Source organism: Roseovarius sp. M141 (assembly GCF_024355225.1).
In the GTDB taxonomy this organism is placed as follows: domain Bacteria; phylum Pseudomonadota; class Alphaproteobacteria; order Rhodobacterales; family Rhodobacteraceae; genus Roseovarius.
On sequence record NZ_VCNH01000008.1, the window covers coordinates 2,757,701 to 2,781,114 of the forward strand.

The 23,414-nt window shown below is 54.8% G+C and carries 8 protein-coding genes and 2 pseudogenes; 3 read left to right on the plus strand and 7 right to left on the minus strand.

Annotated elements, in window-relative coordinates; all coding sequences use genetic code 11:
- Positions 1 to 13: 13 nt before the first annotated feature.
- Together FGD77_RS17375 and FGD77_RS17380 are read right to left on the minus strand one after the other, a co-directional pair.
- Positions 14 to 10,342 carry a hypothetical protein gene (locus tag FGD77_RS17375; protein WP_255011546.1) on the minus strand — a complete coding sequence of 3,443 codons (10,329 nt, stop codon included), beginning with the start codon at positions 10,340 to 10,342 and terminating at the stop codon, positions 14 to 16.
- Positions 10,336 to 12,570, minus strand: a complete 2,235-nt coding sequence (locus tag FGD77_RS17380) for an OmpA family protein (protein WP_255011547.1) — start codon at positions 12,568 to 12,570, stop codon at positions 10,336 to 10,338. Before FGD77_RS17380 ends, FGD77_RS17375 begins: the two co-directional genes overlap by 7 nt.
- A 442-nt stretch (positions 12,571 to 13,012) precedes the next feature.
- On the opposite strand from FGD77_RS17380, the pseudogene FGD77_RS17385 reads away from it, so the two are divergent.
- Positions 13,013 to 13,249 (plus strand): annotated as a pseudogene (locus FGD77_RS17385) (transposase); the annotation flags it as partial.
- On the opposite strand, the pseudogene FGD77_RS17390 reads toward FGD77_RS17385, so the two are convergent.
- Positions 13,246 to 13,572, minus strand: a pseudogene (locus FGD77_RS17390) (IS110 family transposase); the annotation flags it as partial. The pseudogenes FGD77_RS17385 and FGD77_RS17390 overlap by 4 nt on opposite strands.
- 593 nt (positions 13,573 to 14,165) lie before the next feature.
- Here FGD77_RS17390 and FGD77_RS17395 point away from each other — a divergent pair.
- Both FGD77_RS17395 and FGD77_RS17400 read left to right on the plus strand, forming a co-directional pair.
- A complete protein-coding gene (locus tag FGD77_RS17395; protein ID WP_255011550.1) occupies positions 14,166 to 14,612 on the plus strand; it encodes a hypothetical protein in 447 nt (148 codons plus the stop codon).
- Positions 14,613 to 14,635: 23 nt separating this feature from the next.
- Positions 14,636 to 15,568, plus strand: coding sequence for an IS5 family transposase (locus tag FGD77_RS17400; RefSeq protein ID WP_255011552.1), 933 nt, complete (start codon positions 14,636 to 14,638; stop codon positions 15,566 to 15,568).
- On the opposite strand, the gene FGD77_RS17405 is transcribed toward FGD77_RS17400, so the two are convergent.
- The 4 genes from FGD77_RS17405 to FGD77_RS17420 form a co-directional block, all read right to left on the minus strand.
- Complete coding sequence (locus FGD77_RS17405; RefSeq protein ID WP_255011554.1) at positions 15,549 to 17,282, minus strand: ATP-binding protein; 1,734 nt, start codon at positions 17,280 to 17,282, stop codon at positions 15,549 to 15,551. The genes FGD77_RS17400 and FGD77_RS17405 overlap by 20 nt on opposite strands.
- The gene (locus tag FGD77_RS17410; RefSeq protein WP_255011558.1) at positions 17,263 to 18,897 is read right to left on the minus strand and encodes a DEAD/DEAH box helicase; all 1,635 of its coding nucleotides are present in this window, start codon (positions 18,895 to 18,897) and stop codon (positions 17,263 to 17,265) included. Before FGD77_RS17410 ends, FGD77_RS17405 begins: the two co-directional genes overlap by 20 nt.
- Positions 18,898 to 19,081: 184 nt before the next feature.
- Positions 19,082 to 21,028, minus strand: coding sequence for a hypothetical protein (locus FGD77_RS17415; RefSeq protein WP_255011560.1), 1,947 nt, complete (start codon positions 21,026 to 21,028; stop codon positions 19,082 to 19,084).
- The gene (locus FGD77_RS17420; RefSeq protein WP_255011562.1) at positions 21,025 to 23,397 is read right to left on the minus strand and encodes a sensor histidine kinase; all 2,373 of its coding nucleotides are present in this window, start codon (positions 23,395 to 23,397) and stop codon (positions 21,025 to 21,027) included. Before FGD77_RS17420 ends, FGD77_RS17415 begins: the two co-directional genes overlap by 4 nt.
- Between the last annotated feature and the right edge of the window lie 17 nt (positions 23,398 to 23,414).

The following is a 23,414-nucleotide window of genomic DNA, read 5'->3' on the forward strand; positions in this document are numbered from 1 at the left end:
GGTCCGACCGCCTCTACGAAACATCTATGAAACCGAAACGCACGCGCCGCAGGCGCAGTGCCATCCGATCCTCGTCATCCACAAGATAGACGCGCGCATCCGCCACCAGCGCCCCGCGCGGAACCCTGTCCGCCGTGTAGGAAGGCTGGTTATTTAGCCAGTTCCCCACTTTCGCGGCCATGTCATCAAAGTCTGCCTCCGTCGGCTTGACCGGACGTTCGTATGACACTTCCAAGTGAATGATCGCGCCACCATCCTCGGCGGTATAAAGTCCGCTTTCGTATTCAAAGACGATGTCGGCGCGCGTCGTGCCGACCTGCTGCGCCGAGACATCGCCCATCAAGGCATTGACGAAGTCGAGCAGGACCCGCTGCAGACTGCTTTCTTCGGCCCCATCTAATGGCTCCTGGACGACTGCCCAATCGCGGAAATAAATCGTGCCGCCGTCCACGATCTCGGATCGGTCTATGACGGGTCGGACCGGCTCACCGGAAACCACGGCGGGAAGATTGTAAACGAACACGTCCTGGGGTTCACGTTTCCTGATCAACCTGTTTCGCGTGTGGAGCAGCATCGTCTTGGCCTCCAGATGAGTCAGGATATCCAGACCATGTGTTCCGACGACTCTCTTGTCCAAACCCTCCTTGGCAGTGGCCCCGGGAACTTCCTCGAATTTCTCTTCCTCAAAAGACCCCGTTATGACGAACTTGTTGGTACGGTCTTCCTTGCCGGTTTGATTCGATCTCTTTCGAATACCATAGGACATGCTCCGGCCTTCGAGGTCCGGGAATACCCCTTCTTTTTCTTTATGATCAACAAGAAGTGGAGGCGACGCCAATTCGACCCAGTCGGCTCTGAATTCGGCCGGTTCTTCCGTATCGCCCTTCTCTTGGAAGACCGCGCTGTCACCAATGGGACTCTCCGCGTCTATGGCGTCGATTGGCAAACCGCCGCCCCGTTGGTACGCCTTGAACCGGCCGGCGACCCAGATGAACGCGTCTGCGTCTAGTCGCTCGACGATGGCCGTCATCTCTGGATCGGTTTCGAGTACGAAGGTCATCAGCATGAGAGTCGGGTCACCGTCGGAGTCTCCTTCGACACGCGCGGGCGCAGTGCGATATTCGACCTTCACCTCCAGAAGATCCGTCGCGTCGGTCTCCCACTGGATTTCACGGTACGACTGCCATTGGCGGGCGCGACGGATCGAAACACTAATTTCGTTCTTGTCCAAGGTGCCGACCGAAGGTTCGAACCACTCTTCCTCAATACGGGGTGTCCTTGGCAGACCACGTAGGATATTCGGGACGAAGCTGTCTTCACTCACCGGCAGATCGATTTTCGTCCAGCGGTCAGTGTCCGGTGCATACAACTGCAGCCATGCCGCTTCGCGGTAACTTGCGCCTCCGGCGCCAACATCCGGGCGTTCCTTGCGCTGGACATGTGTCAACTCCAGATGCGTAGGCGTCGGATATGAGTGGTCATTCTTGTAAGGCGGAATTTCGCAGGAAACGAATAGGTCGTTGGATATCCGGGTGTCGTCAGGTGCTAGAGGCAGGTTGAACGGAGTCATCCGAATGATCTTGCTTTCTTCTACCCCCTGCGAGAGAAGCTTTCCGTGCGCAACGGGAATTTCCCCAGGAACGCCTTCGGAATTCTCCGCGAAATACCCAAGAAACGCCGTCGTGCGATAATGGTTTCGAAGGTCGCGGCGGAGTCGGTCCTTGGCATGGTTCAACAACCGCCCTGTCCGAGTGCTGTCCGCTGGCATGGTGTCGTCTTTGAAAACAAGACTCAGGCGCCGCGACAGTTCGCCTGCAAGAGCGTCCTTGGCATTCATCAGATCACCGATTGCAGCCGTCAGAGCCTGACGCTTCGCGGCATCGCCCCCATTCGCATTCAGTAGCGGAACCGTCAATGCGGGAGACAGCAGATGTTCAAGCCGTTCCAGTGCGACACGGCCATAGGCATCGGCATCCGCATCAATGATGCCGCGTTTTTCAACTTCGGGGACCCCTCTTCGAACCAGCTTGAATTCATAGCTCAATGGCGCGTTCCTGAGCGGCGGGAAGGCATAGGCCAGAGGCTTCTGCAGATTGATCTGTGCGCTGCTGACCATGTCAATATAGCTGTTGCGGATCAGCCAGATCGCCCTTTCGGTGGAAACTTCTTTTTCGCTGTATCCCGTCGCGATGCGGTGCTCCGTAGCACATTTCGCCAATGCCTGAAGGAGCCCCTCTGTCGTGCCGCCGAAACCTTCAATGTCCTCCGGCTGAACATTGTTTGCGTCACCGATGACGTTGGACGAAAGGATCTGCTCATGTGTCCAGATTTCTGAAAGGTCCGGGTCAGGCAATCTCTGCCCATCCTCGTTTACCGGAAGCAACACCCCGTCGTCGTACAGGTCCGGAGCCTCAAGCGGGTCTGGGCGGTAAACGCGGAGCGTCACGTCAAACTCGGTGAAATTCCCGACCGGTGTTTCAGTGAATGCGGCAGTCTCGTCCCAGAACAGCCAGAGCTGCGGCGGCTTCCTTTCGTCGTCTTTGGGCGGGCGGACAAAATCGTATAGCTTGCCTCGGATGGCGCCGCGTTTGTCTCCGCCTTCCGGTAAGCCGCCCTTGAACACATCGCTCACTTGATTCAGTTGGTCGAGAACTTCTAGGATATGGTCTGCAAGTCTGGACTTGCTAAGCTCGACAGTCCCCAGCGGGCATGTAAGAGCCACGGTTACGCCTTTGTCGAGCAATTGCAGACGCGCGCGCTTAATCAGCGCCATGTCGCGTTCTAGATCCCGCACTTTCTGGCGCAGCCAAGTCTGTGGAATTGGGTCGCCTTCTCCGCCCATATCTTCTGGCAGATCCAATTCCGTCAAAGCGTCAAACCGGCTTTCCATGCCGACGCGAATCCGACGATCTGGCATCGGCCAGTAGGACAAGCGCTGATGCGGCAGCCCGCCTAGCCCTGTCAGGCGGTCCGAGTAGTGTACATCTATTTCGATCGGATTGCGCGCAGCAGGAAAGCTGTTTCCGTAGATGTCGCGCCAGACGCCGTCCACCGCGACTTTGCAGCCGACAAGCTCATAGGCGCGATCCGCCGCTTTGGGGCCAAACGCGATGCCGGCGGCAGGAATGGCGACGCGATAGATACGCGGCTTGCTCTTCTTATCCTTATCGCCATCCTCCGTTTCCTCTGGCGCCTGTTCCGTAGCGTCCACCGGATCTACGAAGTCTGGACCCGTAGCGATGGACTGGTCGGAAAATTGACGCTTGCCGATTTCTTCCCAGTCGCCGTCTTCGTTCTTCTTCAGCACCGAAGCTTCAAGTGCGAGGTTCGTAAACCGCTCCTGAACCTGGATTGCAACAGCATGTACCTCGTCGTCTTCGGGAGCAGCCCGAGTTACACGGATCGGAATCACGCCCGGGTCGTGCAGCGGTGCGCGTGTTTGTCCAGCGGACAATCCGACCACTGCTGTCGGTGCGACGCTTATGTCCTGCCCCAGTTTGTCGTCACTCAGTAGTGCGTTGGAATAACGAAGCCCGTCGCGAGCGTCCTTCAACGCGACGACAATCCGAATGCGCGCTGCGGCGTTTACTGGGTCTCCCTGCCCCGCTGCGTCCACAAGCTCGGCCAGATCGGCCTCGGCATTCGGGTAGCTCAGTGTGTAGCCGCCCGTGTTCACCAGTGTCGCCTGGCGGAGAAGCTGCAGAAACCCGACAGCATCGGCTTTCCGATCCGCCACGGGGGCGATACGCTTGGGCGCTTCGTCGGTATCCAAGATGCCGCCGGACGGAGCAATTTCAGTGGAAAGGTTGGACTGCACGATCGTCAGTGCTTCACCCTTGCCACCGTCATTGAGTGCCCGATACCCCTCCTTGGTCGGCACATAGATGCGGATGCCAGCAATATTTGGCGGTTCGGTCGCGTTCTCCTGATGCGCCGCCGGCGCGAAGACATCGAGCAATCTGCGCTCCGGCTCCGGCAATGCTGCGATTTCGAACGCGTTCTGTGTGGACGCCGGATCCGTTTCCAGCCCGGCACCGTCGAATCGCTTCGCGTTCGGCCTGCGAATGGCTACGTCGAGCACAATCGTCGGATGCAGCCCTGTGGCTACCTTGTCGAAGGTCCTTGCGGCACCGTTGCGGGGTGAGGCGATGCGAATATCCGGCGCGCCGTCCTGTTCAATCAATGCTTTACGGGCATCGTTATTCAACAGCCAGATCTTCTTCTTCGGATCAAAGTGAGAGATTTGTTCGGGGTCATCTCCGTCATAGACGGCCTGGTCCAGATTGGAGGCCATCCGCATGATCCCAAGTGAGATGCGGTGCGGCTTGCTGTCGAAGAACTCGCCGACCGCAAGGCCCGGCTTGGAGCCTTCTGTCCAGCCCCGGGCCGCATTGGCGAATGCCTGGACGTCGGCTGAAGAGATATCATTCTCGCTACCCGTATCGATGCCAGCAGGAACATCGAGCCAAGAGTCGTACGTGCCTTCCGGGATCTCAAGGCGGATCGCATCTCCAAGCGCGAACTGCATTCCGCCCAGGCGGTGTATTGCGTGGAAGAAGCGATCTTCCGGAACGCTCGACCCATCTCGGCCGTCCGGCGTTTTTTCTTGACCTTCCGGGAGGTCGGCAGGGTCCGTCGGCTCGGGCAACCGTTGACCGTAGGCGAAGAAACGCCCGGCCGTCACCGCAATCTCTTCCGCAGCGGAGGAAGCAGCGTCGCCTTCGGCATCGTCCGCCCAGCGCGAGGGAGACAGGAGTGTGCCGATCAAATCGGCGGCACCCATATAGACGTCGCTTACTTCGTTCGACTGATCTTCGTCATCGGCATCCTCCAGCCCGTCCGTCAGCCGGTCGACCAGTTCCGCGGTTCCTGCCCGCATGATCATTTCGACCCACTCTTCGGTGAGAACGCGCGCAAGGCTTTCCTTGGTGTCCGAGTCGAGCGCAGACGGTGACCGCGTCCGCTGATCGTGCATAAAGCGGGAAATCCCGGTCTCAAGCAGGCTGCGATACTCATTATCGACAAAATCGAAGTCGGACGGGCGATGGTCTCGCGCTTCCTCGACCACTTTGCCCTCTTCGTCGGTCGTCTTGAAAACGCGGCGGAAGACGACCCCCTCCGGCATAGGCATCAATGCCGCGCGAGGAGCGTTCTGGCCCAGTTGTTCCAGGTTCTCTGCGGGTTCCTCGACCGTTCCCGGGAAATGGTCTTTCAGGAACGCGACGATCTGATCGTAGCTCGGCCCGCTCCGCCCGGGCGTCGCCAGCCGTTCCGCTACGATGTTCAACTCCTCCGGCCGTATCGCAAGGGTCTTGAGGTCCTCCGGCTCGATCTCCAGCCCGGCACAGATCGCCCAGGCGGTCAGCGCCTGTACCAGCCGTTCGATCGGCATATCTATATCGGCATTGATCGTGGCCGCCATCGAATACACGGCATGCACCTCGAGCGTGCCATCGGCAGCGGCAGGAGCGACGGTAAGGTCGGGCTGCAGCACGACGGACAACGGAATCTTGCCCTCGATTTCGCTCCAATCGCTGGGAGCAGGGGCGTTCATCCAAGTCGTCGCCGGACGCAGGGGAACGACGTCGGGGCGTTCCTGATCTAGCCCGTCAAGCGGTGCGAGATTCGTGCGGACGTAGTATTCTTGGTTCTTGTTCGAACCGATGAACCGGCTGAACCGGACTTTCGTGGCGAACGAGAAGGTGATAGCGATCTCAATCCGCTTGCCGAAGACTTTGAACGAACCGATCACGACCCGAACCCGGACCCGGACACCGACTTCCAGATAGAGTTCGGTTGCACGGTCCGTCTCGAAGCGCAGGCCGACCTCGACATAAAGCTGGACGAAGACACCCGCTTTGACGATGCCGAAATCAACGTAACCGTAGAGTTCGCCCATGATCCCCACGGCCCCCCAAACGGTGATGTAGCTCCGCTTGGCCGGCGTCGGCAGATTGTTCGGGTTATTGAGCTTGCCGTAGGCACCAACAAGGTAGCCATAAACCGTCACTGACAGTCCCGCATTCAGAACGCCTTGCGCAAGGGTCACCCCTAAACCGACACGCATGCCCATGCCGACCTCGGTGACGGGGTCGTAGCGGATGAGCGTTCCGTCGATGGCCTTTGCCGCTTGCGGAACGAGGCGAGAAGCCGGACCCGCCACGCGCCGGTAGAAGAAGCCGCCCGCACCGACAAAAGGGAATACGTTCACAGCGAATGATCGCTGGAAGTCCTTGTCGTGGGGATAGCCGATATCCACACCCCAATTGCCGTCGGTGAATATTTCCACTCCGATCACGGGAATGGTGATCCCGACGGCACCGAACTGCCAGTTCCGCAGCGACGGGGGCAGTTCTATTTCTATGGCGTAGACACCGAGATCGTCCGCGAGCTTCCGGTAGAGGACGTCGACGGAAAACAAGCTATCCGACGATCCTTCTGATAGCTTCACATCGAGTAGTATCCCAGCCAACTCGGGATCGACGGACACAAAGCCGATATGGACAAGGTCATAGAAAATACCCTTGAACCCGATGGTCCAGCCATAATCGGGTGCGTAGCGGATATCTTCTGGGAAGTTTGGTACGACGTCCGGATCCGCGCCCTTGGCCTCGTTCGGCATGCCGAGCGTCAGTGTGTTGAACTTCTCAAGGACATCCCTGGTCTGGATCCGCTCGTTGGCCGGAAGCTCAAATGGCTTGATACGTTGGCCAAGTGCAAATGTCGGCACTTTCAACAGTTCCGAGTCGAACTGTTCAGTTGTCGCAAGCAGCCAGCCAATCTCTTTCTCCCCCTCAAGCTTCTCGGGGTCTACGAAAAGGTAAATGCTGGCCGCCCGGTTCGGATTATCTTTGTCCTCCGGCGGTATCCGGTTGCCGAATACGTAAAGCCGGGCATTCAAGCCCATGAAGGCCCAGTATGTCTTGGTCTCGCCCTCATCGTCGTATTCGAGCCGAACGAGCTTGTAGCGGTCGCAAGCAAGTTTCAGGAAACCTTGCAGTCCAATCTCAAGCCCGGTGCCGCCAGCACCGGCAAACCGGAACCCAAAATCCCAACTTGGCCGGCTTTTTTTGTCTAGGCCAAAGACAAGACCGAGCTCCATCTTGAAGTCGGCCAACCGGGATGCGAACGACCCGAGCGAACCGAGATCGAGGTCGAACTTTAGAAAGAACGGTGCACCCTCGCTATCATTATCGCCACCAGTGCGTCCGAGTGAAAGAAATCCGAGCTTCGGTAGGGTCAGCACGTCCCCAAGCCACCCGAACCCAGTGAATTTTAGAGGGAGCGAATTCCAGAAATTCCAATCCCCACCTCCGGATTTCACCTTATGGAAATCGAACAAAAGTGCACCCGGCGAGAACCGGAAACTCGGCCAACTGACCCTGCCGATCTTCGGCAGCTTGAAACGCATGTCGATGCCGAGATTGCGGAAACTGATCTCGCCATCTCCGAAGACATCTATGTCGCCGAGTTTCTTGAAATCGACATCTCCCGAGATGTCGAACCGCGAATCCGTTGTTTCGGTGCCATCGTCGTTTTTGGTGATAGTCGTGGTATAACTTACGCGTTCGATGTAGACGGACTTGATGAGCGGGATGACGTCGAGGTCGTTCTCGTCAATGCGGAAATCTGGCGCAGCCATGAAGTCGTACGTGACCTTTTCACCATCGCGCCGAAAACGGCCATCGAGCTCGATGACTTTGTACCTTATGTCGTTGTCGTTCCCGAACTTGTTGTGGAAGAACGAGCCAATCTTGAGATCTAGCTTGCAGGCGAAGTTCTGGATTTTTCCTGCATCGAACCCGACGCGCAACAGCTTGACTCGCATCGCAAATCGTTCGCTGAACGTCCCGTTCTCAAGTTTCCCGCCGTCAGAACCATTGTGCGCCAAGCGGGGACCTGGAATATCGCCATGCTCCAGTTCGGTGTTGTAGGACACGGTGTCTTCTTCGCCTTCGCCGACCTCGTAATTGATCGCCGCGAAGGCCTTTGAGAATTTTGCGCCGGTAATCTGGCGTACCGGTATGCCAATGTGGTGTGCGCGGAATTTGGACATGTCCATCCCGCCGAGCAGCCCCTTGATTTCATCGGGCAGAACCTGCGACGGGATCGGAACGTTTATGACAAGAACGCCATTCCAGGTCTTGTCATTGACGATCTCGCGAAACTTCTTGAACGCCTCGGGCGGCCTGTCGGCGCCGTTGGGCTTTTCGTTGGCCTTCTCCACCGACTCTTTGAAGACTGACAGCGCATATTCTTCCGCAGTTTGACCTCCATTCTGCGTAACCAGGAAATCCCGGGCCGACCATTGATCCGGTGTCTCCATCAGTTCGGAGATGGATCTTCCCTCATAACCCTTGATGATCACGATCGGTACGATCGGCGGCACACCCGTGATTTCTTCCTTCCAGCCTTCCCAGAGATTGATTTCAAAGCCCCAGCCGGACAGCTCGAGGACACCGCGCAAGCCAAAATCGGCTGTGGCGCTTCCCGACCGGTTCGCCACCACAAACAACTGATTGCGAACAATCGCGTTCAGAAACCTGCTGTCGATCGACTCTTTTCCCTCGGAAGGCACGATCTCCAACGTCCCGTTTCTAGGTGCGCTGGCGGGCGTCCGTGCCAAGATGACCTTCTTGATGAAGTCGCCGTCCTGAACGATCTCGAACCCGAGCGGTGTCTGCCGAACTGGTTGATTGTCCTCGTCAATGTCTGCGTCGGCGGAGTCCGCAGCCCCATCTGAAAACCCACCTGTTTTCTCTCTCAGTTTCAGTAACTTGCGTCGCTCTCGTGCAACCATATCGGCAATGGAAACCGCGGCCTCCTCGCCGTCGATCAACGCATCCGCAAGCGCTTCGGTCGGGTCGGCATCTGTCCTGGTCTCCTCCTCGGCGGCGTCTAGGACTCCGTCGGCCGACACCGGTGCTTTGATCGCGTCCGCATCGGCGCGCGGCAGGATCGGGACCATGCCGGGTGGAACACCTTTGTCCGTGTCAGCGGCCGAACCTACGGGCTCAAGCCGGAAGGGATCGTGCCGCACATTCGAACTGTCTTCTGCATTCAGCCTCCGGACATTGCGCGCCTCCGAGACAACCGGACCCTCCACATCTCCTCGGCTCAGCTTGCCGTAGATGGTCTGATCGGCGGTTGCGTCGTCGCTTTCGGCGGTTATGTCGAATGGTGCGCTAGGATCAGACGAGCCCAGAAAATTCGGCCCGCGCCGCAGCGATAATGTCAGTGAACTGTCTTCATCCAAAGGTGTGACGGGAGGAGCGGCAAGGTACTCGTGCGGACTGTCGCCGATCACGATACCGATCTCGTCAGGCACGGCGTCGCTGTCCACCAGGGAGTGACGCAACCTTTCATCCACGAGTTTGATGTCGAAATCGCCCTCTAGGACCAGAGTGACGTTTTTCCGGACGACCGAGTCGTCATTGTTCATGCCGCTTCTCTCCTGCACGATGGAAAACCGCGGCAGGTGCTCGGGCGGTATCTCGCCCCCGTTGATATGAGCCGGTCGTTTCGCGCTGAGAATAACGTTGTGCCCTTTTGTTGTCCCCAGTGCCGACAGCACCGGTTTCCCTTCCGGGATCGCAAAAAACGTTCGTTTGAGATTGAGCGCGGCAAGCGGGTCCATGAAGAGCGTCAGAGCGACACCCGCGCCGTCTGCGCCATCGACAACGATCTGGCGCTCGTCTTTCTCGATCAAAAATCCGCTGCCTCCGAATGGGTCATCCGGGTCGAAGAATTTTTTCCCCTTAGTTGCCATCGAAACAACGAACCCGTTGCGGCGCAATTCACCGCGTTGCACTTGGAAGTCGCCTTTGAAGCAACCGGCGAGGGTTCCTTCAAGGCAAATACCAAATCCGGTCAGGAGGAAGTTGTCGACTTTCGAAAGGAGATGAAAGCGACTGGTGTCCAAAGGAGTCAGCGTGAGGACATTGTTTGCCAGAGATATCTTAGAAGCTTTCAACGACAGTTCTAACACCCTCGGAATGTCTAGGCCCTGGTTCTGGTTTGGCGTGATCTCTTCCTGCTCTGCCGTATCACCTACAGCATGCAAGACTAAGCCGGGATCTTTGATGCCCGGAGTAAGGAACTGGAAAAACGCGCGCCTTCCGTCGACCACGCGTTCACGCGTCTCTCCCAAGAGCGTTTCGACGGATTGCGGGTCGACTTGCCCGGTCCAGGCAGCAAAGAATCCGGTTTGAGTATCTGCTTCACTCAACTCCAGGGTTGTCGCCCCTGTGTCAACAGCAGGCAGGAACGCAACGCCACCCCCATCAGGGCCTTGGTCGGAGAGATAGATGTTCAAGTCGTCCGGCTTGTTCATGATCACCATCTGATGTTCCCTCCTTCAATAATAGGTAGTGCAAGAAGCCGGCAATCGTCAGCATCGACCAGATCCGGTCGTCCGAAACGGTCGCCAAGGTCGCGGATGGACAGGTCCCAGTCCGGTTGGGCATTGGACGGAAACTCCGAGAAACCTTTCTCACCCATTGCGACCCCGGTGTGCTCGAAGCAAGGCGCGAGTTCGTCGGAGCCCAGCATGGCGCCGAGGCGCGTGCCCAGCGGCAGCCGAAGTTCTGTCAAGCGCAAATTGACGTCCAGCAAGAGCGACATCAGCACGTTGTGGCGGAAGTACCCGCAGCGCGTGCCTTCCTTACCAAGCTCCCGCAGCTTTTCGGCATCCGCCTTGCTCAGCGGCCTGTCTCCCAGCACAGAACCGATTGTCACCTCGTCCGGCACCATAAGCGCACGACATAGCACTTCTAAGTTCTCTTTGTCGGCGAGCCGGATCGAACCGGCTGGATTATCAAGTTCGTAGAACGCAGCAAAAGTTTCCAATGAACGCAGCGTTGGTGCCCCCACCAGAATTGTGTCTCTCAAGTCATCTGGTGCACCAAAATTGATGTCCGTATTAATCCTCAGTAGCCTGTCCTTGAGAGCGCTAAGCGCAGTTTCACCCCGGGTCGGCCCGGGTTGAAAAACCCTCACCACACGCCCGCGCAGAAACCGTTCCAACTCACGAGGATCGTCAAGGTTATAGGCAATTTTTGGATCACCTAGCGAATGCAGGTCATCGATATCCGTTGCCGTGCCAATGCCCTGCCAGGTGGAGGCAAGCGCTGGATCAAGTGACACGGAGAGGTTTCCTGATGAACCGGGTTGAACCGCTAAGTCCTCTGAATCCAATTTCGACGAAAAAACCCCCACTGGCGAAGCATAGAGCAAAAGGTCCTGTTGCACGCCAAAGAGTGCTGGGTTTGAGAAAGAGCTTCCACTGCCCGTAGCCAAACCATACCCACCCGCCATCACCCGCAAGTGATGCCCGGGGAACAGGCCGAACATCCGCGTGCGCGGGTCATGGTCATGCGCCTCGCCCCATATGCCATCGAAATCGAGCGGCATGGAGTCCCGGACTTCGCGAGCGATCCAGTCCGCCAGTTGGCCGTCCGGGGGCGAAGCGTTCGAGGCTCCTGGCGGATACCAGCAGTCGCTCACGGCCGCCTTCAGTAGACTTGCCCCGGACGTCCCAAAGAAGGCCTCGATATCCTCGCGTAGACGCAAGCGCGTCCTCCAGTACTCCGGCACGCCAAGCCCGAGTTCCATCCGGGGATACGGATCGTCGCTGCCATCCTCGTCGATAAGCGCCGCGGAATCTCCCGGCGGCGCGACCTGATCGACCAAACCGGTCGCCAGCAAAACCTCCAGCTTGAAAAACTGGGGACGAACGGAGGACACGGTCACAACTGGCGTGATCCGCATCCGGTAGTACAGATTTCTTTCTTGAAACTTCCCGACGGCTACTGTCGTCGGCACCAGCCGCCAGTTCATGGCAGGTAGATTGATTGCTTCGCATTGTTCGACCGTACGCCGCCTCAAGCGTTGCCCGACCTCGACTACAACCGGTGCCAGCGGTGCCGTCTCGACAGGATAAAGGCGCATGCGCTGGACGAAATAGCCGCGTCCGCCCTTCGCACCGGTCACTACTTCCCGCAATAGCGGGCCGCCGCCCTCGGATGAGACCAGCTTTGTCAACGGCTCCAGCTTGGGTCCCGCGATACTGCTTCCCGCAACCCGAATTTCAACGCGGCGATCGGGTGGCACGCGCTCCACAGGTGAAGAAAGGCCCTCACCCGCGGAAAGTTCGGCGTCGGTGATCTTGCAAGCCGCAATCTGTGCGGCGTCCGGAACACCACTTTGGTCACTTGTCCCCACGCCGCAGAACCAGGGTTCGGAAAATCCCCGGCCCTCGGCACGAACGCGTCCCGAATAGCGGCGTAACAGCTCGGCCACCGCATTGGCCCGCTCAAATGACAACCGGTAGTTTCTTTCAGCCGAACCCGACGCGTCGGTGTGCCCGATTACCACAAGGCCCGCTTGCGCGGCGCCGCTGCCTTGGGACTCGCGCATCGCGGAGCGGAACAACCTCCCAAGCGTATCCAGACAGGCCTGACCTTTCGAGCTGAGGCTGTTGGAGCCAAGCGGATACACCAGTCTAGGAACGCCATCGAGATGGCCGTTCAACTCGGCAAGCGCGACATAGAACCGGTCGATCGGACCCAATCTGGCAGCCTGCGGTGCCTCGGCATTCGGAGGAACCTGTATCGTCGCCGGAAGCGACCGCATCTGTTCCGAAAGGGGGCAAAGACTTAGCGCGCCCGCGGGACTCGACTGAAACCCGATAAAGGCCAGGGCAAGAAAGAAAAAGTGAGCTTGTGGAAGAAGGGATGATCCGAGTCTTGAAACCGTTTGGCTATTACAAACGCAACAAGAAAAACTGTTCAGAATCCCACGCAATTCATTCCCCCCAGAGAATCGGCTTCTGTAATTCAAACGAAAAATATTCCGGCGCGACGAAACAGTCAGACGCCATTGACCTACATTTTTCTTCGTCAATCGTATTGGAAAATTTCAAAAAACACAACTATTTAGTGTGCGCAATGTCTTTGTTGCACGACTGCCTTGTAGGATTCACCTCAGGAATTCAGCGTGATAGCTGGAGAGAATGAGGGGCTGGATACCGACGACTTACAAGACCAAAAATTGGTCAGGCTATATTCTAGCGCCAAAGCAGCGCGGTTCACTATCGATCTGGTTTAATGATGAGATGGGGAGGGAGGCGCAACCTTGTGGCAAGAGGGGACGTCAGCAGGATTACAGCGATGCTGCGATGCACGCTTGCCTGACCATCAAAGTTCTTTTCGGATTGCCTTTGAGGCAGACGACCTGGTTCATGGATACGAACCGCATCGTCGGGCGCAGTGCGGCCTCACAGATCGCCTCGGCATTGGCCGCGTCGTTTTTCTGACGCTTCACGAAGGGCTTCACGTAGGCTGGCGGGATCAGCCGCACGTCATGGCCCAACTTGCCGATCTCGCGACCCCAGAAATACGCGCCGCCACAGGCTTCCATCGCAACGACGCAGGACGGCAGCCATCCGAAAAACTCAAGGACCTGATCCCGTTTCAGCTTCTTACGCAGCACCGCCCGGGCCGACGCATTGGCCGCATACGCCTTGAACACATTCTTCGCAAGGTCGAGCCCGACCACGATAATCTCCGACATAACCGTACTCCTTTGTGGATCGTTGCAGACCCACCTTGGCACATTCATGCCGTCGGGGGGCGGTCACATCATCAAAGCCCTTGGGCCCCATTAACAGGCTGCTTAAAAAGTCCGAGGCTGCCCTTGATGACGCCGATCGGGGCCGATTTTCGCATCCTCTCATCGAGCTGACAAAAATGGATCGTGACGGGCATCAAGCAGCTCGACGAAAACAACGCTTCGAAATCCTTTTTCAGCAGCCTGTTAAAAATGGGGGGATTACCATCCCAGTGGCCCGCCTCCAAACAACCGGCCCGAACATTTTTCGCCACACGGCCGAATAGGCATACTGATGGGTTTAGCAGCAGATTACCGAAAATCTGCCGCCTGAAGGTCACCAACGCAATCTGTCGATGCGTCCCAGCGGCTGATGTTTGGCGGGTATTGCTGCGTCTGTGCCGCTCCAAAAGATCGTAGCGAAGTCGGGTTCGAGGTTCTAATTTGATTCTTGCTGCGCTCTCGCTAAGGTAGGTGCATACAGAATTTCTATTACTTGAGGAAGAAACCTTTATTCGCGCATTCGAACTGTATTGAATTTGATTTTGGAGAAAAACATGGCACGCAAAACACTCAAGCGGTCGCTAAACGAACCAAAAGCGAAAGCAAGCGACCGGCGTGGGACCTTGGCCGCCCCCTTCTTAGCCGGCACGAACAAAGCAGTAAAAACCGTAATGGCCGCGACTGAGACGTTGCCGGATTTTCGGCAATCACCAAGCGAACTGGAAACAGAGGAGAAGCTTCAACTTGTGCGTCAGGGCATAGTCCTGATGCGGGACAATTATGTGCACCTGCCTCTGAAGGAAAGCATGCATGCTGTTCGCCCGATCCAAGCGCTCAATCTGTTGCTACAAAAACTGGAGTCCTCCGAGGAGTCTATGTCTGATCTCGAATTTCATGCCGAGATGCTGCGAACTTTTACCTCCGTGCGCGACCTTCACACTAACTACTTCCTACCGGCACCGGCTCTGTTGCACAAATCGCGTGAGGGATTCATCTCGTGAATCCAGCGTGGTAACTGGGATGCATGAGCAGACACATACCCCCGACTTACAAGACCACGAACTGGTCGGCCTATAACGAAGCGCTCAAGCGCCGTGGGTCGCTGACGATCTGGTTTGACCCCGAGATGATCTGGGATGCTACACCGAGTGGCAAACGTGGCCGACAGCGATCCTACAGCGATACTGCCATTCAGACTTGCCTGACAATGAAGGTGCTGTTCGGTATGGCACTCAGGCAGACGACCGGGTTCGTCGAGAGCCTGTTGCGTCTCATCGGTTTGAATTGGGTGGTGCCGGACTTCAGCACGCTATCGCGCCGCCAGAAGACGCTGGCCGTGAACATCCCATATCGTGGCTCCAACGGCCCACTGCACCTGCTGATCGATAGCACCGGCATCAAGGTCGAGGGTGAAGGCGAGTGGAACGCACGCAAGCATGGTGGGCCCAAGCGGCGGGTCTGGCGCAAGATACATCTTGGGATCGATGAGCAAACACTGGAGATTCGGGCCGTCGAGATCACCGGGAGCCACATCGGTGATGCGCCGGTGCTGCCCGATCTGCTCAGCCAGATCCCAGCAAGCGAAGAGATCGGCAGCGTTACCGCTGATGGTGCCTATGATACCCGCAAGTGCCATGATGCGATCGCTAACCGCGGCGCCCATGCCGTCATCCCGCCCCGCAAGAACGCGAAGCCTTGGAGGACCGTCACTGCTGGTGCCGTAGCCAGAAATGAGGCCCTGCGAGCTTCGAAATACCTCGGCCGCGCGATCTGGCGAAACTGGAGCGGATACCACCGCCGAAGCCGCGTCGAGACCAAGATGCACTGCATTAAACTGCTGGGGCAGCGCCTCGTGGCGCGGGACTTCGACCGACAGGTCGCAGAAGTCCAGGTCCGCATCGCCGTCATGAACGGCTACACTGCGCTCGGCATACCCATTACCGAGGCTGTGGGATAAGTCCGTCCGGGGAAAGGGGGACTCTGACCATCAGCCGATTTGTGCAACAGAGTCCGTCTGTGTCATCATCGGTTTCGGGATTTAGTGCTTCCAAAAGTTGTTCATAGATGGGGTGATTGGTGTTGAAAGTGATCTTTGTCAGGTCACCAAACTGTTTGGTTGAGAAAAAATGGTGACCATCGAGGTGACCTGTAGAAAATTGCACTTTGCGTTTTCGGCTTACCACGGCTTCAGTGATGTTCTTGGCGTCTTGGGCTGAGTAGTGGTCATTCTCAACCAAATCAGCTTCGAGTTCTGTCTTGTCCTGATCGGTAAATCCCGCCTCATCTGTCTCGGTTTCGTGGCCAGATTCGGCGCGCTCGCGGAATTTGTCACTTGCCTGATCGTCGACGTCAGGATCTTCGTGACGTTTCTGCGAGCTGCGCTTGCCCTTTGTCTGTGCTTTTACCCGGCGTCGAATTTCATCGAGTTGCTCGTGAATGTATTCAGCAACATCGATAAGCAGCGAACGTGGGTCGCCATCTGCCTGAAGGCGCTCGCGGAACGCGGAACGTGGCTCACCCGGCTCGGCTTCGTCGGTCCAGTCGAATTGCGCCATGGCAGCAAAGGTGTTTGCGTGCTGCTTGTTGTTTGTAACTCCGAATATTTCATCAAGCGCCGATGGGAATTCGACCTCGATCCCCCACCAACGTTCGCGTGGATCGTATCCAATCGTCCAACCCTTATCGAGCTCAAGTTCTCTGCGCTCACGTACGACAGAAACCCCGACGTTCCTGGCGGAATGTTTGCCATATGGCATTGATCCGCGGTCCGGTGAAGATCCCCGCGTAATTGTATCCTCTTTGGCCCAACTGATCCGGACAAGAACTGTGTGAATCTCTCCATCCAACTCAATTTCAAAAGATTGATCGCCCTCTCCCCATTTTTGAAACATGGGTTCTTTGTCGAAAGGGGCGGGCGTAGATGAATTTGGCATCAAGTAAAGTGGGTCATTTACCCGTGCCGGCGCATCAAATGATGCACCGTCTTCACTATAAGCCGTCAATCGAATGGCAAGGTCGCCCGCATCGATAAACTTGCGATACATCCTCCCAATAAGGACCTCAGTGTTTTCCAGAGTAGCCTTGGCACCGCGCCATTGCAGTCTGTGATCGTCAAAATTCGACCAAAGCACGAGTGTACCGGAAGTGCCGATGACATCTGACCTATCACGCCATTCCTGTGGCACTGGCCTTTGCTCTGGTACTGGTACCGACTTCAGAAGTCCTTGCTCGATCTCATCCACGTCGAGATAGGTCCACATCGCGTTCTGCGGCCCGGCCTGCCAGGACCAAACCTCCAAGCGCCGACACTGAGAGATCGAAGAGTTGGGAAGCCCCATGCCAAAACGGCCAATTCCTTTTCGGTCCTTCAAATGCGTGCCGTTGCCAAATTGGAGTGCGATGCGTAGTGTCTCCGGTGTCATACCGTCACCATTGTCAATGACAGCGATCTGGTCAATTCGTCGGCTTTTGCGTTGGTTGACTTGTTTCATTACTTCGAAACAAACGACATCGACTTGTGAAGCATTAGCCTGAACTGAGTTATCGATGAGTTCGGCCAGCGCATAGTCTGTATTTCTATAACCGCTGTCACGCATCGCGCGCACGGCTAGCTCCGTGGGAATGATGTCGCCATTGAATCTGTTTGTTTCGTTAGCCGTAATCTGGTTCATGCCAGACATCCTCCCAGTTTTGAAATGCTTCCGTCACGCTTCCAAACCCAGGTAGATCGGGATCAGTAACCGTAATGATTTCCGCTTCTTTGTTGCCACCAGCTCGAAGACCTCGAGTTGCCCGACCGACCATTTGGCTGTACAGGACAAGCGATTTTGTCGGCCGCGCAATAATCGCGCAACTCGTGCGTGGAGCGTCAAATCCAGTGGTCAGTACGCCATAGTTCAACATGACGATCTTGCCGGGTCCACTAGACTTGTAGCGCTTGATACGTCGCTCGCGTTCGCCGCCTTCAGTCTCTCCAGCGACAAAGAGAGCCTCTATGTTCTTAATTGTCAGCATCGCTTGCAGCAGCCTTGCGTTATCTACCGACGGGGTAAATACGATTATACGGTCATGCCGCGTCAACGCGTCAAAAATTGCTGACAGGATGGCTTCGTTACGCGCCGCGTCGAGACCAATCTTCTCCAGAAGATCATCCGTGAGGTCCGGGTCGTTTTCCAGCGAGCGAATATCAGCCTTGTCGAGGCAGGTTTCGGCCGGTGCTTTAAGTTGGCGAAAGTTGGGCCGAGCCAGGTACTCTTGATCCATAAGGAAAGTTACCGGGTCATCATATCCCTCAATTTCAAGAACGACTTTCTGCCCTTCAAAAAAATCGGAAAGGCGCTTGTCTTCGTCAATCTCCGACCAACTACGCCCCGGTGTGGCTGTAAGGCCCAAGAGAGCATTGTCTGGGCGTTTTGAACTCAAAGCCCGCAAAACGCGCGCATAAGTCGGTGCAATTGCTTGGTGAGCTTCGTCGATAACGATTAGTGAAGCTCGATCAGCGAGAGTTAGGATCGTGTTCGCGTCCCTGGCGTCCAATGCCACCATCTTTGCCAAGCCCGCGACAAGTAACCCGTCATTTAGATCCGCAAGTGGCGCGCGCTTGCTTCCCCAGAACCTCATAAGCTGCACATCGCGATCACCCAGTGGTGCCCATGCTTTTTCAAATTCTTCCGCAGCTTGGTCCAACAGTTCCCGGTTTTGTGCCAGCCAAATGACGACCGTAGGTCCGTGCTCGCGCAGATGGCGGGCCGCTAGGTGCATAGCAGTACGCGTTTTTCCTGCGCCGGTTGGCATGTGAAGCACAACTTTACGTGGAGGTTTCGTTAGAGCAGCTGCAACCTTGCTAGCGGCAACTCGTTGGTGGGGAAACAGGCCATAGGCTGCAGTAACACTCTGCGATGAAGGAGCGGCAAATTTGGGTGCACGTGGATCATCGACGATTCCAAAAAAATCGAAAAGTTGATTGATACCAATTTCGCCGATCTTTGCCTCTATGGTTTCATAGGGACTTCGTTCAATCATAAGGCCCAGTGTCGTGCAAAGCTCACGCGCTTTGGCGAGCGGAAGCAGTCTGATAATTTTCAACCGGGTAGCGGTATCAAGCAACACTTCTGCAGGGTCAAGAATTACTGCGGCAATGCGATTTACCTCATGAGTACCCAACAACCCTGGAGACATCCTTTCAACAAGTTCGATCACCGATGATGGGAACAGCTCTTGAACTGCTTTTGATTTTGCACTCATTAACAGTGCTTTCAGAGAAATACCTGGTGATGAACTTGTCACTCGCATTCCCCTCAATTCCCAGTGTCGACTTCAATAAATACTATTTTTTTGCAACAGAAACTTGCGCAACCGCAACAGTTCAAAGTCGCTAGCCCTTGCAGTTTTACATGGCTTCGAATTTCCTTCAAATGGTCCTATTTTTAGCCCAACTTTGATATAGAAAAATGATCGATCGAAGGAACTGCTAACTAGCCCCCATTGGAACTGGACCATTCTCTGGTTCAGAAATGATCAATGCAATTACAGCACGCTTGCAAGCTTGTTTATGGATCTTTGTAGGATTCGAACCACGAGTGGCAAATGCCACGATCTCTTCTTTAGGGCCCCCGCCAACGTCCACCATGGCTCTTATTTCTAGAAGGTTCTCCTTCAATCCCGACACATTTAGCCCTTGTTCGAGATTCGTTAGAAAGCCTTGGCCCGCCTTTATCTTTGCTAGGCTCGGTCGGCCTGCTTCTGGCACATCTTCATCCGTCAGTGAATTAATTAACATGGCAATTTCTTCGCAGACGTCCTCCGAAATCACCAACCTTGAGTTTGGGTTACTGTCATCATCACGCCCTACGAAGATCACGCCGCCCCTACGTGTTAGCAATTCGGACGCGAGCTGGATCCAATCACCATTAGCATTTGGCCTGTAAAGTTGGATAGCTACTGGGAAACAAGCAGGCATTGGTGCGATTTGTCCAACTCTACCCAAATTGGATAGCATCTTTTGCTGCAGCTCAAGTGCAACGCTTTCCCGCAATCTCGCGTGTTTCACAAAGCCGCCATCATCAGCTAAGTGCACCTTTACGTCTTCTCGCGACCAACCTGTTACTGCTTTGATTGTCCAACTGATCCAAAAACGGCGTCCGTCTGCGAAAGAGATAATTGGCGTTCGAATTGCTTTGTCATCGTAGCTCCACGCAGTTGGACCCAATGGCTTCAACTTTCCTTGAAGAAGCAAGATGTAATCCACGCCATCACGGACCAAATCGCAGGCTGCCGTCAGAACCGCCATGACATCAAAAGGAAGTGTCAGATTTGAAGGGTCATCGAAAACTCGCTTATCGATAAGTAAATCCCCAAATGAAATTGGAAGATCCCCGATGTCCCCCGTAACATTCAAACGTTCTGGATTATGATAAATTGTTCTATAAACCAATTCTTGGAGATCAGGCGAACCGGAAATGTTAGGAGCTAGGTACCTTTCTAAGTCCACCGTGTTCACATCAGCCGCCGCTGCTATTAAATCAGTATCTCGCTCAATCTCATGTTGAAGCACACGATCGAAAACGTCGATCAAATAGCTACCCAATGGTTGGCCTTCAAAATTCAAAAGTAAATCGCGGATTTGCGCGTAATCAGTTAGATCTAGCTTTCGCACCGACTCCATAAAGCGTGTGCGAGCTCCGATTAGTCCTTCGTCCCAGACATGCAGCAGTTTTGCAATCTTTTTAGCGTCTGGCCTGTGCTGAGCTAAGCGGGACAGCACACGTGTAAGAACGTCAATATCTTCCAAGCTGCTTTTCGTGGCAACCCTGAACATCGCCCCAAGCAATTTTGACTTTCGACGAAATTCTTCTTTGCGTTGCTCGAGCCGTGTGCTGCGAGACATAAGTACAATAAGCGGAGGATCGTCTCTGCGTCCTTCGATAATCCCAAGTACGCGTTCAATGGATCGTTCCTCAGAAGCATCATTTTGGGCACCATCGAGAAAGAGGTCCACAAAAATAAGCGGAACGGTTTCTTGATCGGGAATGTCTGCGTCTCTTCCAACAGCGATAGGCCTAATGCCACATCCCTTCAGCTTGTCCTCCAAGCCCGTGAGGAAGATTAGGTCATTGCCCTTGTCACGTGAGAAATCCCCGAACAGCGCTTCCTGTGTTCCTGCATCAAGTTTATCGCGGTGATCCCATAGCGCTGCGACAAAGTCGTCACGCATGATAAGATCACCAGCATCAACCTTCTCGTAGTCAGGAAAAGCCTCGGCGACGACCTCTTCGTGAATTGAAAAGTCGTCAAAAAAGTTGCGCCATCCGTCGTCGTTCGTAGAAAGGTCTGCCGAAGTTGGAACTTCATCGTAACCGTCGTCTATGATGAGCGCGCTTGCTATTCCTCTTTCCTTTAAGAGTTCAATCGCGCTCATGCTCTAGCACTTTCGGGAAGTTCGATAACAAATCTGTTCAAGCGTTTAGCTTCGCCAACATCAGACGTATCGAGTTTCAATGTGCCATTGTGATACTCCACACACTCTCTTGCAATAAATAAGCCTAGCCCTCGTCGTTTTGTTTTTTCTTTCAATGACCAAAATGGCCGAAATACTTTCTCAGCGTTCTCCAGGGCGATGCCTGATCCGGTATCTTGATAGGTAATCAAAATTGGGTCAGCTTCCAGTTCGATTGTGATTCGTGGAGTGAAGCTGCTTTCTCTTTTGGACTTGATGTCCATCCAATAGATTGAGTTCGAAATCAGGTTCTCGAGAACCTGAACGATCATACCTTTGACTGCACGTATACGTAGAGGTTTCTCCGTTCCGAAAAATTTGAAATCAACGCGGTGCCTCTCAAACTGTGCGCGATGCCCCTCTTCGAGTTCGTTAATCAAATGCCCAAGATCAAAAACCTCTGATCTCTGTCGCCCTGAGACACTTAGTGGATCGAGAACACGCAGTCGCTTGCTCACGCTCTTCATCTCAGCGCGCAGCGTTTCAAAGTGAGCCCGCGCGGTTTCTGGAAGTTCTTGTCCTCTGAGAGCCTCGAGCGTCTTGAGCGCAGATTCAGATGATCTAGCAAGCTCGTGGGCCACCACTTCGACCATCAAACCTACGCCTGCCATCTGTGTCATCTGTTTGCTATCTTCTTCAACTTCTTTTATCTTTCTTTGGGCTCTTTCCGTAAGCTCCTTGAACTCAAAAAATGCATGCTGGAGATCAACATACAGTTCTTCATCCTCATGGGGCACATGTTGCCGAATTTGCTTTAAGGCAGTCTTGGCACGCGCTTCTAAACTCGCGATCTCAGTCTCAACAGTGGAGAAATCAAGTGGCTGACGTTTGTAGCGTCGATCCATTTCGCGAAGAAATCCTCTGAAGAGTCCTTGGATAATATGTTGAAGTATTCCCACCAGCACCTGTTGTTCCGGTGTTGCACGAAGTCCTTCGCGGTTTGTTTGGTCTAAGAGAAATGGGTTGCGTAGCCGGCTAATGCGCACATGGCCAACGAACTGCGCTTTATTCAGCGAATAACCAGGACTTCCCAATGCTTTTCGATCAAGCCCTAACCAATCATCATCATCATCGCCATATGGGAAAACACGAAAACTATCGCGAAACATCATTATTCCAGACCATCGGCGCTGAAGTTCGCGCACACGTTTTTGATCTCCTAGACCTTCGATACCGCCAAGCATTCGCCGATTATACCAATGTGCATTAAACTGAAACGGTCCCAAAGACGTTAAGGCTTCCACTGGAAAAACATCGTCTTTACCGATGATAGACCCGACGAGATCGGGAAGCGATAAGGTTCCCTCATCAATTTCCCGCGGATGATCAAAGCCCAACTTACGCGCTTCCATCCGATAGGTGAGTTCCGGCCCATTTTCGCCGATGCGATAAGCGGCTTCTACCGTAGCATGGGAGTGTTTCAGAAGTGTCTTATCCATCCAAGGGATAGAGATTCTGTCATCATTCCAATACAGCGCGATCCGTGGGCGTTTTTTGGGGTCATTGAACGGATCTACAAGTCTCGCAAAATCGTGCTCGGCAAGTAATTCGAGCTTTGTGCGCGTCCAATCTTCAGATAAATCGCTAATGGACAGTGTTGTGCCGCTGTAAGCTAGGTCTTTTTTCTTGTCGCCACGGCTAGGCTTGATTTGGATATCTTCGACCATCGCATCGAGATCACTAAAGGACCGCCAGTCGATATCCAGTACATTCAGATGGGTATCAGTATCGCGGGCAGTAGTAAGAAGTAGCCGCTCACCCAATCGCATCGCCGATAGGCGCCCAATTCCTTTTTCACCCAGGTAGGGAGGCGGACCGTCGTCGTCATCATCGGTTGCTGCCTTCATCGCATCATCAACACTGCGCTTCCGGCTTGGCGTTCCAATTGTGAGATAGTTATCACCAAGTTCAGCCAAAGACATGCCTTTTCCCTGATCTGTAACGACAATAACATTCGCACTTCGATAGGCTTCAACCAAAGCAGTCAAAAACCCCTTTTTGGTTTCTGCGGCCAATACCTTGACAAAAGACTGTCCTGCCTCCTCGGAACAGCCAGAGTCCAGCAGGCTTCGCAAGTTCTCTTTGAGATCATCAAGGTCAATTCCGGCTGCGATTTGAGACTTGAGCCGCAGAAATGCATTACGTCGAAGTGGGACAACGAAGCGAATGTCCACGCCTTTTTTTGAGCCAGCGTCAAATCCGTTCTTAATCAGTTCGTAAAATGCGATGATATCCGAGCTTATGAGCTCCGATCCCAATTCCAATACGGTTCGTGCAGTTACTTTGAACATGAGATGACCTTAGGTCG